This is a genomic window from Nocardioides sp. WJ219 (assembly GCF_058559815.1).
Genome location: NZ_JBZUJV010000010.1, coordinates 38869 through 53097, shown reverse-complemented (window position 1 = coordinate 53097; position 14229 = coordinate 38869). Strand labels below are relative to the sequence as shown.

General features: G+C 67.7%; 13 protein-coding genes and 4 tRNA genes. 7 read left to right on the top strand and 10 right to left on the bottom strand.

From position 1 onward, the window contains the following. The first annotated feature begins 35 nt into the window (after nt 1-35). A complete protein-coding gene (locus AC4MBH_RS19785; RefSeq protein WP_491797113.1) occupies nt 36-1691 on the top strand; it encodes a glycosyl hydrolase in 1656 nt (551 codons plus the stop codon). Between the two features lie 277 nt (nt 1692-1968). Here AC4MBH_RS19785 and AC4MBH_RS19780 read toward each other — a convergent pair whose 3' ends face one another. Then, nucleotides 1969-2253, bottom strand: a complete 285-nt coding sequence (locus AC4MBH_RS19780; protein ID WP_491797112.1) for a DUF3263 domain-containing protein — start codon at nt 2251-2253, stop codon at nt 1969-1971. A 106-nt stretch (nt 2254-2359) separates the two neighbouring features. Here AC4MBH_RS19780 and AC4MBH_RS19775 point away from each other — a divergent pair, with 106 nt between their 5' ends. Continuing rightward, on the top strand, nt 2360-2641 hold the full coding sequence (locus AC4MBH_RS19775) for a DUF4287 domain-containing protein (RefSeq protein ID WP_491797111.1): 282 nt from the start codon (nt 2360-2362) through the stop codon (nt 2639-2641). A 28-nt stretch (nt 2642-2669) separates the two neighbouring features. On the opposite strand, the gene AC4MBH_RS19770 is transcribed toward AC4MBH_RS19775, so the two are convergent. The 5 genes from AC4MBH_RS19770 to AC4MBH_RS19750 form a co-directional block, all read right to left on the bottom strand. Beyond that, nucleotides 2670-3158, bottom strand: coding sequence for a SigE family RNA polymerase sigma factor (locus AC4MBH_RS19770; protein ID WP_491797110.1), 489 nt, complete (start codon nt 3156-3158; stop codon nt 2670-2672). Continuing rightward, nucleotides 3155-4018, bottom strand: coding sequence for a hypothetical protein (locus tag AC4MBH_RS19765; protein WP_491797109.1), 864 nt, complete (start codon nt 4016-4018; stop codon nt 3155-3157). Before AC4MBH_RS19765 ends, AC4MBH_RS19770 begins: the two co-directional genes overlap by 4 nt. Nucleotides 4019-4226: 208 nt before the next feature. Next, nucleotides 4227-4301: transfer RNA gene (locus AC4MBH_RS19760), tRNA-Val, on the bottom strand. Between the two features lie 25 nt (nt 4302-4326). Next, a tRNA-Cys gene (locus tag AC4MBH_RS19755) sits at nt 4327-4400 on the bottom strand. Between the two features lie 41 nt (nt 4401-4441). After that, a tRNA-Gly gene (locus AC4MBH_RS19750) sits at nt 4442-4514 on the bottom strand. 112 nt (nt 4515-4626) lie between these two features. Between AC4MBH_RS19750 and AC4MBH_RS19745 the strand changes: the two genes are divergently transcribed. Further along, on the top strand, nt 4627-5445 hold the full coding sequence (locus tag AC4MBH_RS19745; protein WP_491797108.1) for an aminotransferase class IV: 819 nt from the start codon (nt 4627-4629) through the stop codon (nt 5443-5445). 120 nt (nt 5446-5565) lie between these two features. Here the strand turns inward: AC4MBH_RS19745 and AC4MBH_RS19740 are convergent, their stop codons facing one another. Next, complete coding sequence (locus AC4MBH_RS19740) at nt 5566-5982, bottom strand: SsgA family sporulation/cell division regulator (protein WP_491797107.1); 417 nt, start codon at nt 5980-5982, stop codon at nt 5566-5568. Between the two features lie 155 nt (nt 5983-6137). On the opposite strand from AC4MBH_RS19740, the gene AC4MBH_RS19735 reads away from it, so the two are divergent. Then, nucleotides 6138-6209 (top strand) — tRNA-Val (locus tag AC4MBH_RS19735). Nucleotides 6210-7050: 841 nt separating this feature from the next. Here the strand turns inward: AC4MBH_RS19735 and AC4MBH_RS19730 are convergent. From AC4MBH_RS19730 to AC4MBH_RS19720, 3 genes are all read right to left on the bottom strand, one after another. Continuing rightward, the gene (locus AC4MBH_RS19730) at nt 7051-8862 is read right to left on the bottom strand and encodes an AAA family ATPase (RefSeq protein WP_491797106.1); all 1812 of its coding nucleotides are present in this window, start codon (nt 8860-8862) and stop codon (nt 7051-7053) included. Beyond that, the gene (locus tag AC4MBH_RS19725) at nt 8855-9769 is read right to left on the bottom strand and encodes a hypothetical protein (RefSeq protein ID WP_491797105.1); all 915 of its coding nucleotides are present in this window, start codon (nt 9767-9769) and stop codon (nt 8855-8857) included. The genes AC4MBH_RS19730 and AC4MBH_RS19725 overlap by 8 nt, the downstream gene beginning before the upstream one ends. Before the next feature lie 182 nt (nt 9770-9951). Then, nucleotides 9952-10902 (bottom strand): hypothetical protein, encoded by a 951-nt coding sequence (locus AC4MBH_RS19720; protein WP_491797104.1) that lies wholly within the window; start codon nt 10900-10902, stop codon nt 9952-9954. Between the two features lie 576 nt (nt 10903-11478). Between AC4MBH_RS19720 and AC4MBH_RS19715 the strand changes: the two genes are divergently transcribed. From AC4MBH_RS19715 to AC4MBH_RS19705, 3 genes are read left to right on the top strand one after another with little or no spacing between them, the layout of a single operon-like run. Continuing rightward, nucleotides 11479-11664: a hypothetical protein gene (locus AC4MBH_RS19715; protein WP_491797103.1), complete on the top strand. Its 186-nt coding sequence runs from the start codon at nt 11479-11481 to the stop codon at nt 11662-11664. A 2-nt stretch (nt 11665-11666) separates the two neighbouring features. Continuing rightward, nucleotides 11667-13421: a ThiF family adenylyltransferase gene (locus tag AC4MBH_RS19710; protein WP_491797102.1), complete on the top strand. Its 1755-nt coding sequence runs from the start codon at nt 11667-11669 to the stop codon at nt 13419-13421. Next, complete coding sequence (locus AC4MBH_RS19705; RefSeq protein WP_491797101.1) at nt 13418-13894, top strand: Mov34/MPN/PAD-1 family protein; 477 nt, start codon at nt 13418-13420, stop codon at nt 13892-13894. Before AC4MBH_RS19710 ends, AC4MBH_RS19705 begins: the two co-directional genes overlap by 4 nt. Nucleotides 13895-14229 lie beyond the last annotated feature (335 nt).

Sequence of the window (14229 nt, the reverse complement as noted above, 5' to 3'; positions counted from 1 at the left end):
GCGTGCGGCTCGACGGGTCCCGCTTGGGTGGGCCCGTGACCACCCTGCGCCGGGCCTGCGCCCGCTCGTTGCTCGCCGGCGTGCTCGGCGTCGCTGCCGTGCTGGCCGTCCCCGCGACCGAGGCGGTGACCGCCGCTGCCCCGGCCGCGCTCGCGCCGGACGGGATGGAGTTCGGGGCGCGGCTGGGCCCGCGCGCCGGCGAGACCGACCGCGACGCGATCGAGCGGGTGGAGACCGAGGCCGGCCGCAAGCTCGACGTCGTCCGCGACTTCCAGGTCTGGGACGCGCCCTTCCCGGAGAGCTTCCACACCTTCCTGCGCGACTCCGACCGGACCCTGCTCCTCTCGGTCAAGGCGCGCCGGGCCAACGGCACCCACGTCCGCTGGGCCGAGATGGCGGCCGCCCAGCCCGGCAGCCCGCTGTACGCCGACATGGCGCGGTGGGCCGACCGGGTGAAGGCGTTCGGCAAGCCGATCTACTTCACGTTCAACCACGAGCCCGAGTCCAAGGCCAGCGTCCCCAGCGGGGAGGCGGCCGACTTCATCGCCGCCTGGCGGCGCTTCCACGAGGTGTTCGCCGAGCGCGGCGTCACCAACGCGCGGTGGATGTGGATCATGACCGACTACGCGTTCTTCGTCGGGCCCCAGGCGGCCAACGACGCGGCGAAGTGGTACCCCGGCGACGACTACCTCGACGCCATGGGCGCCGACGCCTACAACTGGTACTCCTGCCGCACCGGCATCAACACGCCCTGGTGGTCGCTGGAGCAGATCATCGAGCCGTTCCGCGACTTCGGCGCGGCGCACCCGGACGAGGAGCTCTGGCTCACCGAGTGGGCCAGCACCGAGGACCCTGCGCGACCGGGCCGCAAGGCCGAGTGGATCCGCGACGCGCAGGCGCTCTTCAAGCGGCCCGACTACGCGCAGTTCGAGGGCGTCGCCTACTTCGACTTCCGCGGGCCGGACTCGTGCCAGTGGTACATCGACAGCAGCGACAGCGCCGAGGCGGCGTTCCACAGGATGGGAACCGACCCCTTCTACGGCGGTACGGCGACCGAGCCGCCGGCCGACATCGCGTTCGTCGCCGGCGCGACCACCAACACCAACGCGACCAGCCACGCCGTCCGGGTGCCGACGACGGTGCGCGCAGGGGACACGCTGCTGCTCTTCTACACCGCCAACCTCAACGCGGCCACCACCACGCCGCCGGCCGGGTGGACCGCGGTGCGCGGCGTCGACCCCACCGGCCTCCGCGGGCGGCTCTGGACGCGCACCGCCACGGCCGCCGCCGTCGGCGCCACCGTGACCGTGCGCAGCTCGGAGATCACCAAGGCCGACCTCAAGGTCGTCGCCTACCGCGGCGCCGGCCCGACCCCCATCGACGTGCACGCCGTGGCCACCGAGACCACCACCGGCACGACCCACCGGGCCCCGTCGGTCACCCCGACCCAGCCCGGCGACACCGTGGTCGTCTACTGGGGCGACAAGTCCTCCACCAACACCGACCACCGCGTCCCCACCCCCCTCGTCGAGGTGCTGCCGACCACCCGCGGCACCGGCGGCGGCTACATCACCGCGAGCGTCGCCGACCGCGTCGTCGCCGCAGCCGGTCTCCCGACCGGCACCTTCACCGCCACCGGCACCGGCCCGTCCAGCCGCGCGGTGATGTACACCGTCGCCCTCCGCCACTGAGCCGTCCTCCAACGGTGGTCGAGGAAGGCCGCGTAGCGGCCTGTCTCGAGACCACACCGGACCGCCGACGGCGACCGACGCTGGTCGAGGAAGGCCGCGTAGCGGCCTGTCTCGAGACCACCCGGACCGCCGACGGCGACCGACGCTGGTCGAGGAAGGCCGCGTAGCGGCCTGTCTCGAGACCACCCGGACCGCCGACGGCGACCCACGCTGGTCGAGGAAGGCCGCGTTGCGGCCTGTCTCGAGACCACACGTCCCGCCGGCCGAGGGGCCCCCGTCACCCGAGCCGGCGCGCAGCCCGCTGCTGCGCGCGCTCACGCCGCCGCCGCAGCAGCCGTCGTACGACGAGCGGGTCGTGGGCGAGGGCCTCGGGCCGGTCGATCAGGGCGTTGAGCAGCTGGTAGTGCCGCACGGAGGTGTGGCCGAGGGTGGCGCGGATGGCGGCGTCCTTGGAGCCGGCGTGCTGCCACCAGGAGCGCTCGAGGTCGAGGATCGCGACCTCGAGGTCGGTGAGCCGACCGCGAGGGTCGGCGTGCGCGGGTGTGCCGGTGGAGAGGGCCATGCGCGGGACGCTAGGCGCGACCACCGACACTCGACGGTCCGACCGCGATGAGTCGGGGCGCCGAGGCCGGTCGGATCAGCTCACCCCCGACGCTCCAGGAGCCCCGATGTCCTTCCAGGCCTACCTCGACAACGCCGAGAAGAAGACCGGCAAGACCCCGCAGGAGCTCGTCGACCTCGCGCACGCCCGCGGCTTCGGTCCGGACACCAAGGCCAACGAGATCCTGGCGTGGCTCAAGGAGGACTTCGACCTCGGCCGCGGCCACGGGATGGCGCTGGTCCACGTCATCAAGAACGGTCCCGGGATCCCCGACACCCACGTCGGCAGCACCGGTACGCACCGCGACGAGTCGGCGATGCTGCGGTTGGACGGCATCGCGGCCCGCTGAGTCCGCCCGAGCGTCCGCACCTCCGCGCTCAGGTGAGGCTCAGTGCCTCCTGCAGCTTGTCCAACCCCCGGGAGGTGTGGCTCTTGACCGTCCCGGTCGAGATCCCGAGCTCGCGTGCCGTCTCCTCGACGGAGAGCCCGAGCCAGTGCCGCAGCAGCACGGTCTTGCGCTGCATCACCGGCAGGGCCTGGAGGGCCTCGAACATCGCCGACCGCTCCTCGAGGGGGAGACCGTCGCGGACGGCCTCGTCGTGATCGTCCAGGCCCACGCGCTCCCGCCGCCACGGGCGGCGGTGCTCGCTGATGTTGGTGCGGACGATGATCTGCCGGACGTACGCCTCCGCGTTCCCGCTGCGGTGGAGCCGCGGCCACGCGGCGTACAGCTTGATGAGGGAGGTCTGCAGCAGGTCGTCGGCCCGGTGCCAGTCACCGCACAGCGCGTAGGCGATGCGCCGGAGATGGACCCGTCGCGCGGCGACGAACTCGCTGAACTCGTCGTCCCTGGACGGACTGCTCATCGCAGGCCCTCGCCCGAGGCGTACTGGGCCCGGGCGCCGGACAGGAGCTCGTCGAACGTGCTGCCGGCGACGTCACCGGGAGGGGTGGTGATCACGTCGAGCGTCCCGTCGATCACCCTCCACACCACGAAGTAGCGTCCCTCCTCGCCGGCGACCGAGACGAGAGCCGCGCCCGTCGTGTCGGCCGGGTCGGCGAAGTCAGGACCGAGCTGCGGGTCGTCGGTGCGGTCGGAGACGCGGGTGCCGGCCGTCGGGACGACCTGTCCCTGGTCGTCGAGCCGGAAGGTGTCCGGCCAGCCGCTCCCTGCGTTCACGTCGACCTGCTCGGCGACGTAGTCGGCGAAGCTCGCCCAGCCGTTGCTGGGCTCCGAGGTCGACGAAGCGATGCCGAGAGGGTGCGGGCGTTTCTCGAGAGTCAGCCACAGCCGTCGGTCCTTCCACGTGACGTCGAGCGCGTCGGAGCGCGAGGGCGGCTCGAGGCCGTAGGGGTTGCGGATCCGCTCGTGGACGGTCACCCCCGGCCGGACCTCGAGCTGCCCGTCGACGTACCGGATCAGCTCGCCGTTGGACCACGGCGCCGGGGGAGGCGCGGTGGGGGTGGGCTCCGCGACCTCCGAGGCGCTCGGCGTGGCCGTGGGCCCCTGGTCCTGAGCGGGCAGGTCGGGGCCGGCGGGGGAGCCCGGCCAGGCGGCGTAGGACGCCGTGACCACGACCACCGCGGCCGCCGCCAGGCCGGCGGCGCCTCGTGCCACCTTGCGCCGTACGTGGGCGTGCCTGGCGGCCACGACGTGGGTGTGGACCGGTGGGAACGGGGGACCGTCGCCGAACGAACGGTCGAGCTCTTCTTGCAGTGTGTTCATCTCGCGCCTCTCGAAGTTCCACTCTCTCGATGGGATGACGCAGCCCCTCGTCCATCGGTTGTCCCGCCGGTCCTCCCGGGTGAGGAGACGTCGAAGCGTCGCCTGCCTCGCAGGCTCTGGGCGCACCTAGGGCGCACGGGGGTCCTGAGACACAGCAAGGCCCCGCCTCCCTGGATGTGGGAAACGGGGCCTGACCTGCGGTGATGCGTGGTGGACGATACTGGGTTTGAACCAGTGACCTCTTCCGTGTCAAGGAAGCGCGCTACCACTGCGCCAATCGTCCGTGGTGGTGCTGTTGAGTTGTCGTGTGGAGGTGGGTACGGGATTTGAACCCGTGTACACGGATTTGCAGTCCGTTGCCTCGCCTCTCGGCCAACCCACCGTGATCTGGCTGGAGGTCGGGCCGTGACACTGACCTCTCCGAGCGGACAACGAGACTCGAACTCGCGACCTCAACCTTGGCAAGGTTGCGCTCTACCAACTGAGCTATGTCCGCACGCGCTCCGGTGATCTGGAGTGCGTGAGAACCGTACCCGATGCCGCGCGCGGCCCCCAAACCGGTATGCCTCTCGCCGTGTCGGGGCGGGTCCGGTCCCTACGATGCGGGCATGCAGGCATGGGTGGACGGGACGCTTCTGGAGGATCCGACGGGGCCCGCGATCAGCGTCGCCGACCACGGGCTGACGGTCGGGGACGGGGTGTTCGAGGCGGTCAAGGTCGTCGACCAGCAGCCGTTCGCGCTCGGGCTGCACCTCGAGCGGCTGGCGCGCTCGGCGGCGGGCCTCGGGCTCGGCGAGGTCGACGAGGCGCACGTGCGGGCGGGGGTGGACGCCGTCCTCGACGGCCAGGACCTGCCGCTCGGCCGGATCCGGATCACGCTGACCGGGGGACTGGCGCCGCTCGGGTCGGGACGGGGCGACCACCCGATGACGGTGGTCGTGGTCGCCGCCCCTATGTCCCCCCAGCCGGCGACGACGGCCGTGGTGACCGTGCCCTGGCCGCGCAACGAACGCGGGGCGCTGGCCGGCCTGAAGACCACGTCGTACGCTGAGAACGTCGTGGCGCTCGCCGAGGCGCAGCGCCAGGGGGCCTCGGAGGCGGTGTTCGTCAACCTCGCTGGCCACCTGTGCGAGGGCACCGGGACGAACGTCTTCTACGTAGTCGACGGCGAGCTGCGCACCCCGACGCTCGCCAGCGGCTGCCTCGCCGGCGTCACCCGCGCCCTGCTGCTCGTCTGGTACGGCGGTCGCGAGGTCGACGAGCCGATCGGCGTGGCCGAGGCGGCCGACGAGGTGTTCCTGGTCTCGACGACCCGCGACGTCCAGCCGGTGGTGCGGTGGGGCGAGCGGACGCTCGAGATTGGTCCGGTCACCCGCGAAGCCGCGGCGGCGTGGCGCGCGCGGGAACCGGAGCTGCTGGGCCGCTGACGGTGGTCGAGGGAGGCCGCGTAGCGGCCTGTCCCAACGGTGGTCGAGGAAGGCCGCGTATCGGGCCTGTCCCAACGGTGGTCGAGGAAGGCCGCGTAGCGGCCTGTCTCGAGACCAGGCTCAGCCCAGCAGGTCGGTGAGGAGGTCGTCGACGTCGATCGACTCCTCCCCGGGCCGCACTGCGAGCCAGGTGCGGCCGAGGAACGCGAGCAGCTCAGACGTGCGCACCTCGACCTCGAGGCGACCCTCGGGGGAGTGGAAGTCCATCCGGACCACCGCACGGCCGTCCTCGTCCAGGCCCGGCCGGAGCCGGATGTCGCCGTCTCCGGCAGGCTCGCCAAGCCCGCGCATCAGCAGGTTGCGCGACACGACCCACGGGATGTCGCCCGCCGGCACGTGGAAGGTGACGCGGACGGCGTAGGGGTCGGCGGCGTCGTAGGAGAACGTCGCGATGAACGCCATCGGACGACCCAGTTCGTCGTCGCAGTGCAGGGCGATGTCGGCGGTGACCGCGGGAGCAAGCGGCTGCTGCGTCATGTGGGGAGTTCCCTTGTCCGAGACGGATGGAGCAGGTCCTGCACCCATAGACGCACCTGCAGCCGGTTTGGTTGCCTGTTTCCCCAAAACTTTCTTCCAACCGTTACCGGGTGCGGGACGCCGTCCGCCATGCGCTAGGCTCGGCGACCGCACGGGGGCGATTGGCGCAGTGGTAGCGCGCTTCGTTCACACCGAAGAGGTCACTGGTTCGAACCCAGTATCGCCCACCCCATTTCCGCAGGTCAGAGGCACGTTTTCCGGTTCCGCAGACTCGGTGAGGAACATACGAGGAACAGCGCACGCCAGGTTCGGGCGGCGCCGGCGCCAGTTGGAGCCCCGCGCGGAAACCCCGATGAGGTTTCGCGAAGGGGTCTTGAGCGCGGGGTCGCGCCGGCAATCCCCTGTTCCGGGTCGACGCCATCAGTGTGCCGCCTGCGCGTAGTCGCCCAGACTCGCCACGCGCACTTCGGAGCGTCGGTGAGACCGATGCTTTCAAGCATCCAGAGACAGCCTTGCGGCCCCGGCGGTGGAGTCAAGCACCAGGCGGCGTCTGAGCCGCGGCGACCTGCCGGCGCCACCGGCACGCACGGCCGCCCGCCGCGCACGTCTATGTGGGGTCTCCCAAGACTCCGCGAAGACGCCTAAGCGATCGAAACTGCGTGCGGATACGGTCCGGCGGTTGACGTGCCGCATCGCCCGGCCTTACTTGACCGAATGTTGATCACTCAGCCCCGGCTGCGGCTCTGTGTGGACGGCCGCCCCGGTCAGAAGCGTTGGAGCCTGGCCGCAGTCCGACGCGGTACACCTGATCATTGGAGACGAGCGCAAACCTCTCAAGGTCAGTCCGTGCGCCCGAAGACCGGGACGGGCGGGTGGATGTTGTGCACGAGTGAGCGGCTTCTTTCGTCGAGGCAGATACCGGTGCCCTGGCGATGACGTGCCAAGCACCTGAGAGTAGTTGCATCCGTGGCCGTCCTGCAGGCATGACCGTCTTGGCTGCCTTAGTGCGAATTGCGGTCAGTCCAGCAGTGGTTCATTGAGAGGACCGTGTGCTGTCACATGAGGCACTCACTTCGCAGTGTCGCCGCTCCTGGGTTCTTCTGCCCGGTCGAGCATCGCGGCGAGGAGCGCGTATGAGTCCTCTGCGGCCTCTTCGAAGAAGCCCGCCGGCCACGACCTCATGGAACCATCCGGCTCAGGTGTCGCCTCGTGATACCTGGTTACTCCGTCGTGTCTCTCGGCAAAGACGATGCGGATACTTTGCCGAGTCGACTCAGTTTGGTCCTCTGCAGCGCGCCGGCGGAGCCGAGAGACTAGGTAATCGCTGTGGGTCTCAACGATGAGCTGGCGTCCACTGCGTGCGACCGCAAGAAGGAAGTCAGCCAGACCCTGCTGCACCGCAGGGTTGAGGTGTAGCTCGGGCTGCTCGATAAGCAACAGCGAGCCTGGCGGCGCGTGCAGACACATGACCAGGACGGGGAGGAGCTGACTGACGCCGGTGCCTACGCTCGTCAGGTCCAGTTCAATGTCGACATCTGGCTGCGTGACGAGCAGTTGCAATCCGAGGCGGCCCTGGTCGGTCGTTTGGAAAGAGTCACCGATTCCTAGATACGCAGCCCAGGCGTTAACGGCTTGCCCCAAGGTAACGAGGTGACGAGGGGTTCGTTGCGTCGGGCCTGGCGGCATGGGGGCGTCAGGTGCTGGCTGACGTCCGCTGGTCTGTAGCACTGACGCGGAGTACTCGCCTTTAGCGCCGATGAATCCCGGCTGTGATGCCGGGGAGGAGCGGTACACCACTTGTGGGTCCATGCGCAGCGGGCCGAGATGCTGGACCCTATTGGCCAGGAAAAATCGGACCTCATCTAGTGCCTCATCGATGACGTCGGGCAACGGCATTGGGCGGGTTGCTCGCTTCTTCCAACCCAGTTCCTTCGACACGGCTTTAAAGACCCGAACGGTCTTCTCCGGTGTCCAGTTCACTGAAACGGGGTCCTGGTTGTAGAGGTCGCGTAGCCGCGCGGAGAGCATGCGGCCAGCCGTGTGTCGGGCGGCGTCGACGGGCAAATCGTCGACCGCCTGGCCAATGTCGGCCACGATGCGCGCGATGAGCACGCTGTCGTCGTCGACCTCTCGCGGTTCTTGCCGACGTTGTGACGCGGAAAGCCTGTTGATGTTCGAACGGACCGACAGGCTCTGCGTCTCCTGCCAGGCCCAGAAGAGGTCGTCGACAAGGTCGACCTCGCGCAGGAGTTGTTCGGGGAAGCCGCCGCTGATGCTGACGTCGACGACTTGTTCGGTCCAGTCGCCGACATGGACGGTGCCGTCGTAGCGGCGGTCGCGTCCGAATCCGTGTCCGCGACCTCCTGGTTTCGCACTCGCCGACAGGTGGGCTTCGGGTTCGCCTCCTTGCGAGGCAGTCACCTCGATGGCTTGCACGTTGGTGGCAGCCGACTGGTCTTCCGGCGTGCCGTGCAATCGGAGTTGCCAGTTAAGTTGAACGTCCTCGTCCCGTCTTCTCCGCGGTCGTGGCCTGCGGTAGGCCCGCGCTTGATGAGGTTGGTCGTAGAAACGGGTCCTGAACTGTCCGACATTGAAGTCGCCACCAATCTCGATAGCGTCGTCATCGGAGGCGCCGGCGAACCGAGTTTCGGCGAACGTTCCCGGTCGGAATTGTTCTCCGTTGAGTGGAAACACTGACGAGTCGGAGGTCGCTGCTTGCGACGCGACTCGAATGGATTGCAGTAAGGTGCTCTTTCCTGCGGAGTTCCCGCCGACCACCACCGTGAGGGGAGCAAGATGAACGGTTGCCGCCCGCACAGATTTGAAGTTCCCGAGGTGCCATGACCGCAAGGTGAGTCCCTCGTGCCAGATGTCAGACATGGGCGCCTCTGTTCGGGGTATCGAAAGTGTCGATGTGGTCGCCTCCGTCGATAGCATGCACGACTAGCTGATGACGTTTCCCGTGCACATGTAGTTCCCAGACGCCGGCAGTAGCTTCAGCGCTTTGAGTCATCAAAACGTTAGCCGCGGAGCCGGTCATGGCGGCATCAGTCCACAGTGACCGCAAGGTGAGGAGACGCAACGACCGATGTCCGGGCGGCTGACGCACAATCATCGAGCCGATGGCGTGGCCTACCGCGCCGGCCGCTAGAGGAGCTGGGGTCTCTACGTCATGTCGAGCACTGTCGTTGAGGATGAGTTCGCGTCGGCGGGGGAGGAGCTCGAGAAGGTAGTGCACTGATGCCCAGTAGCCGGAGCGCGAGTCGATGGGCTGGGCGCTGAGGTTCCTCAATGCTGTCGTGGGCAGACAGATGAGTCCCGCGCGGAGTAGCGGCTCGGTTGCTCGCATGACAGCGGCAAGTTCGCTTTCACTGACGGCGCGCAGGTCGAGAGCCGACGGGTCGAGGAGACTGTCGGGGCATTCGTCGATGACCTGCCGTGTGCATTCACCTGTGAGCGCGACGAGCCCATCATGTTCGCTCTGCTTCCACGTCCACCGCGGGTCGGCCGGGCCTTGTACGTCGATTCCTGCTGGGGCGTACAAATCGGGGGTCTCTAGGTCGAGCGAGGTGAGGACCGGACCCAGCTGCACAAACCATGCCGGAGCGGTGACGTCGAAAAGCGCAATAAGGTCGTAGCCGAGACCGGTGCGACTCGCGGGCACTAACGCGTCCTGGTCGCTTCCCATAGAGACCTCATTGCTCAGTGCAACCACTTGAGCCGCGCCATGCGAGCGGTCAACATCGATGACGAGGACTAGCATCGATGAGGTGCCGTCGGGGTCCATGGGGTCAAGTCTTCTAACTTGCCCACGTGCTGGTGTCGTCACGTCCTGGACCGCGCCAGCACTCGTCGACCCCGTCGATGAGCCAAAGTGCTTGATCGGGTTGTTTGGGGTGCTCCCGGCGCTTCGGGCCTGAGCGGTGGCGCGGAGCAACCATGTCGGCACGAGCTGCGAGTTGGTCATTGCTATGGCTTCTCCGACGTTTCGGCGTGCTGAATGTTGGATGGGGAGGCTGGCAGGTAGACCTCGAGGCGCTGCGGCAGCGCACCGAGGACGTCGTCTTGGAGCCGGGCGGGCAGGTCCGTCAAAGCGTCCTCGATGAGTTGAGTTGCCTCACGGAACCTCTTTGCTGCGGTCGGACGCGAGACGTGTAGGTGTTCGGCTACGTCAGTGTCAGAGGCGTCTGCAAGTTTGAGCGCCACGACAGTGCACTGTTGGGCAGTCATGGTGTCGATGAGGTGGGAAAGTACATCGTCGGCAACCACCTTTTCTTCGGGCGAGAGTTCTGGGGACGGCTGATTGATGCGTCCATCACCCTGGTCAAGGGGGCTTGGTAGGTAACTTGTTAACACGTGCTCGAAAACCCTTGCGAGGTCACGTTCGGCGAAGCCAGCGCCGAGGTGCCGAGTGGCGGCGTCGAGGATGTCGCTGAGGGTGGTTGTGGCGTAGACCGCGGGGGCTCGCTGCTCGTTTCGGATGTTGAGGCGCGGCAACCGGACCACTTCGCGTGCGGCGGCGAGGACAGCTTCGGGTGATGCGCCCGGTCCGGTCTGGGATCCCATAGCGCGCAGCTTGCGGCAGCGATCAAGGAGGTTGTCGATGACGGTGCGGCGTCGGGTCTCGCTCAGAGTGCGACGCACGATGCGGTGGAGCAACGCACGCGCCGTGCTGGTGCTGGTGGCCGTGGCGATGATCCAATCCAGCTGCCGTTGCGCGAGGAGTTGCTGGACGGTCACGTCTTGGACGACGTTTTCCACGGCGTCGGTGTTCCACTCGCCGGTCTCGGAGTACACGCTTGGTGGGTAGCTGCGTACGACGGAGCCGACGACATCCTCGATGAGCTCAAGCCACAGGGGCCCCAGGATGTCGCGATGGTACTCGTCGAGGAGGTCAGGCCACGGTGGCGCGGACGTCATGGGGCTATCGCCTAACCGGGATGGGCGCTGCGAGCACGGCGGCCGTGGTCGCCTGGTCCGGTTCGGGACACATGGAGGCGGAGCTGTCTAGAAGGTGGGACTTCACGCTGAGTGCCCAGGTGGTGACAATTTTGGCGCGCTCGTTGAGCCAGCATCGCTGGTAGTCGCTCTGGTGGCGATGCGGGTCGTGCGGCCATCCCCGAATGCTGGTCCTAGAACGGGCGAACACGTAGGTCATCGGGGCGTTGGCTTGCCAGTGCCGGACGATGACGGCCCGATGTCCGGGGCTCTTCTGAGGAGCGAAGCCGACGTCGGCCTCGTCGAGGCTGAACCATGCGACTCCAACCTCAGGGCCGATACCGAGCCTGGCTCTGATGAGGGAGACGTCCATAGTCGAGACAGGCTCTCACGAACCGCTGGCAAATCAGGCCAATCGACGTAATGGGAGCCCCCCAGGTCGCGCGCGTTGCAAAGTTAGAAGCCGGGAGATGGTCGACGCGGCGCGCAGTTGTCATCGGAGGCCGCAAGCGGGCTTGAGCACGGTGTAGGCAACAACGCAGTCAGCAGGAGGAATCGATGACCCCCAAGCCTGAGCAGCCGGGCAAGCCGCAGCACCCGGAGCACCCGGAGCACCCGGAGCACCCGGAGCACCCGGAGCACCCGGAGCACCCGGAGCACCCGGAGCACCCGGAGCACCCGCCGAAGCCTCCGAAGCCCGGGCCGGTCGACCCACCGAAGCCGCCGCACCGCCCCGTGGCCTGACGGTGTGGTTTCGAGCTGACCCCGAGCGCCTCCAGCGTGAACTGAATGCGCTGGAGGCCGCTGGCATCACTTACACACTCGACGAGGACCTGCTGAAGTCGCGTGGCGTCGCACGCGTCATCGCACAGGTGGTGGTTGGCGGACATAGGCACCAGTTCACCGCGACCTACCCTGACGAGTTCCCCTATTTCAAGCCGTTCGTGACCGGTCCCGACCTGGGATTCAGCCACCACGTCAGTCCGACTACGGGCGAGTACTGCTTGCTTGAGACCGGGCGAGGCGCGTGGGCTCCGAGTGACACCCTCGCATGGCTGCTAACTGAACAGATGGGCAAACTCGTCGAGGCGAACCGAGCGGCACCCAGCGCCGTAGGGCCAGAGCTAGAGGTCGCTCAAGCCGAACCGTGGAGCGCCTACCTCGAGTTCGCGCGCCCCGATGAGGTTCTTGTCATTGACTCTTCTCTCACTCCGGGCGACGTCGCGTACGGTGTAGCGCCGCTGTTGTACACCGCCGGGGCTGAGAAGGCGCTGCTGCGCGGCCACGTCGTCGGTCTCCGGAATGAGCGCGGTGCCGACATCGTGCAACCAGCGCGACCCCCGTCGCGGTCTTCAGAGGTTGAGAGGCTGGGAGGAGTACACGTCGGTTGGGTGCAGTTGACGGGATCGCCGCCAGGGAAGGACCCGATGGCTTGGTGGGCAGCAGCAGCCGCGATAGCGCCGGACATCGAGCAGATGAGTCAGGGGATGCCCGGCAGGCCGCACTTCGCCCAATCGCGCGCCCTACAAATCGTCCTCGTGGCGTTTCCGGAGGAGACCGCTCACCGCACGACGGGTCAGGGGTGGGTCGCGCTCGTACGTTCGCGGGGGAAGTCACGACAACCGTGGAGCAGGCCTCGGTTCGTGCGGGTCGAACGGGCCGGCCACCTCGATCTCTACACCCGTGAGCCGCGGCTAATAGGCATGAGCGAGAAGCGCGTCGCTGTCGTCGGCCTCGGCGGCATTGGGATGCACTTGGTGCCCCTGCTCGGATGCATGGCGCCCGCCGAGATGACCGTCATCGACGGCGACCACCTTTCGCCGGCGACCGCTATTCGCAACCCGGGGGCGTCCGCCTTGGGTGGAAGGAGCAAAGCCGAGGTCGCGGCGGCCGTGGTGCACGCCACCCAGCCCTATACCGAGCTCCTCGGGTTAGGACGCCGGATCGGGCTGCCACGCATGTCGAACGTTGCCGCTGTCCAACTCCAAGAAGACGCCGGACCAACGGTGCGCGAGATTGTCGGAAGTGTCGATCTCGTCATCGACGTAGCCGCCGACCTCAGCCTCCAACACTTCCTTTCCGACTTAGCTCGCACGGCCGGCGTGGGGTACCTGCGTGCTGAAGCGCTACCCGGAGTGCGCTCAGGTCTGGTCGCGTTGCAGCGCCCCGATGGCGACGCGTGCTGGATGTGCTGGCAACACCACTTAGAAGTCCTTCCGAGCCCGCTGCCCTCCTATGAGCCCGACGGGGGAGTGCAGCCGCCCGGATGTCCCGACCCCACCTACCTTGGTGCCGGATTCGACCTCGCGGCCATCGCTGCGCAGACCGCCCAGGTAGCAGCGTCCTACCTCACCGGTCCTGACGGATACGGCCAACTGCCCGCTGACGTTATGTCGGTGCGATTCGTCGACGCTCACGGTGACCCGGTGCCGGCCCATTGGGAATCACATCACTTCGCCCGAAACCCCGACTGCGCCAACCACGGCCAACCGGCCGGATGAAAGCGTGGATCTCGCACCCAGCTGCAGATGAGATCACGGCCGACATCGCAGTCGAGTCGGGCGGCAACTTCGTACACGAGACCGGCGGGATGATCCTCGGCTACTGGTCCGACGATTCCGTCGTAATCACAGCGACCATCGGACCTGGCCCGAATGCACGACGCGGCCGGACGTGGTTCCTACCCGACCACGACTGGCAACTGACCAAACTTAGTGTCGCTTATGCAGCCTCACAGCGCACCGTGACCTATGTCGGGGACTGGCACACCCACCCCGGAGGCGCGCCGGCACCAAGCCGACGGGACAGGCGCACCCTGCGTGCAGTGCGACGGGACGCCCACGCACGTGCCCCGCAGCCGCTGATGCTCATCATCGGGCCACGCCACGACAGTGAGCCCGTCATGTGGTGCCTGCACGCCGGTCGACGCCCATCGACGATGCCCATCGTCTGGTTCAAGCCGTCGTCACGATGAGTTTGCTTCCGCACCGAAGGGTCTGGCGCGACGAGCTGCGCCAAGGCGTCAGCAGAGGCGCGCGGCGGCGGAGGTACGCAGCTAGGGCAGAGGCGGGGAAGAGCGGTACCAGCTTGCAGCACCGTGCGCGCGTTGGCGATGTAAGCATCGATCCGGCGGGCGCACCCGCGCGAAGCGGGTCAACTCAGCGAACGGCCGCTTTGACCGGCCATCCAAGAGTTCGTCCTCGGTAGGTCACCATCACAACGCCCCGCGAGGACTGTCTACTCTTCCGCCGACCGTGTCTCGGTGGCTGCACTGCCCGTCGCGGGACCACCAAGTGGTTGATGTTGGCA